The sequence below is a fragment of the Micromonospora zhanjiangensis genome (assembly GCF_042650605.1).
GTDB classification, from domain to species: domain Bacteria; phylum Actinomycetota; class Actinomycetes; order Mycobacteriales; family Micromonosporaceae; genus Micromonospora_J; species Micromonospora_J zhanjiangensis.
This window is the reverse complement of record NZ_JBHSBN010000111.1, coordinates 1-1,164: the sequence shown is the minus strand read 5'-3', so window position 1 is coordinate 1,164 and position 1,164 is coordinate 1. Positions and strand designations below refer to the sequence as shown.

The following is a 1,164-nucleotide window of genomic DNA, read 5'->3' as shown; positions in this document are numbered from 1 at the left end:
ATACAGATCTTGAATGGTCAGGTTCGTCCGATGTGGGCTGTGTGATGGCCGTGGGCTGGGGTAGATCGATGGGATGAGGTATCCCGATGGAGGTGGGTTGTCCGCGCGGGGGCGGGCGAAGCGTGAGGCGGTACGACGGCAGGCGGCGGGGTGGTTCGCCGCAGGGGTGTCGGTGCCGGAGATCGCGGCCAGGCTGCGGGTGTCGCAGACCGCGGTGTACGGGTGGCGTAAGCGGTGGCGGGCCGGTGGTGAGGTAGCCCTGGCGTCGAAGGGGCCCGGTGGCGGTCGGTGCCGGCTGGATGAGCCCCGGCTGCGACGGCTGGCCGACGCCCTGGACGAGGGGCCGGCGGCGCACGGCTTCGGCGACGATCAACGCTGGACCCTGGCCCGGGTGTCGGACCTGATCGCCCGCCTGTTCCGCACCCGCTACACCCTGCGCGGCACGTCGTACCTGCTGCACCGCATCGGCTGGTCGGTGCAGGTTCCCGCGCACCGGCCGGTCGAGCGTGACGAGGCCGCGGTCGCGACGTGGCGGCGGGAGGTGTGGCCGGCGGGAAAACGGTAGCGGCGCAGCGCGACGCGTGGATCTGCTTCGAGGACGAGGCCGGTCAGACGCTGCGCCCACCGAAGGCCCGCACCTGGGGCCGACGCGGCCACACGCCGCAGATCCCGGTGTCGGGCAAGGGATCCGGACGAGTCTCGATCGCCGGCCTGGCCTGCTACAAACCCGGCCAGCGTCCCCGGCTGATCTACCGCACGATTACCCATCGCGGCCGCAAGAACGAACGGCGCAGCTTCGGCGAACGGGACTACATCAGCCTGCTCGACGCCGCCCACCAGCAACTACGCGGGCCGATCGTCCTCGTCTGGGACAACCTCAACACCCACATCAGCGCCGCCATGCGTCAGATGATCGCCGCCCGAGACTGGCTACACGTGATCCGCCTGCCCGCCTACGCCCCCGACCTCAACCCCACCGAGCAGGTGTGGTCACACCTCAAACGCAGCATCGGCAACCTCGCCGTCCGCGGCGTCGACCACCTCCTGACGATCATCCGCAACCGGCTCAAGCGCATCCAGTACCGCCCCGACCTGCTCGACGGCTTCCTGACCCACACCGGCCTAACCCTCGACGACTCAACCTGACCATTCAAGATCTGTAGC

Annotated in this window: 2 protein-coding genes; both read left to right on the top strand. The window is 69.6% G+C overall.

The features are described from left to right. The first annotated feature begins 97 nt into the window (after positions 1-97). Positions 98-565 carry a winged helix-turn-helix domain-containing protein gene (locus ACFOX0_RS34165; protein WP_377553824.1) on the top strand — a complete coding sequence of 156 codons (468 nt, stop codon included), beginning with the start codon at positions 98-100 and terminating at the stop codon, positions 563-565. Then, complete coding sequence (locus tag ACFOX0_RS34160; RefSeq protein ID WP_377553822.1) at positions 544-1,146, top strand: IS630 family transposase; 603 nt, start codon at positions 544-546, stop codon at positions 1,144-1,146. The genes ACFOX0_RS34165 and ACFOX0_RS34160 overlap by 22 nt, the downstream gene beginning before the upstream one ends. The last annotated feature ends 18 nt before the right edge of the window (positions 1,147-1,164 follow it).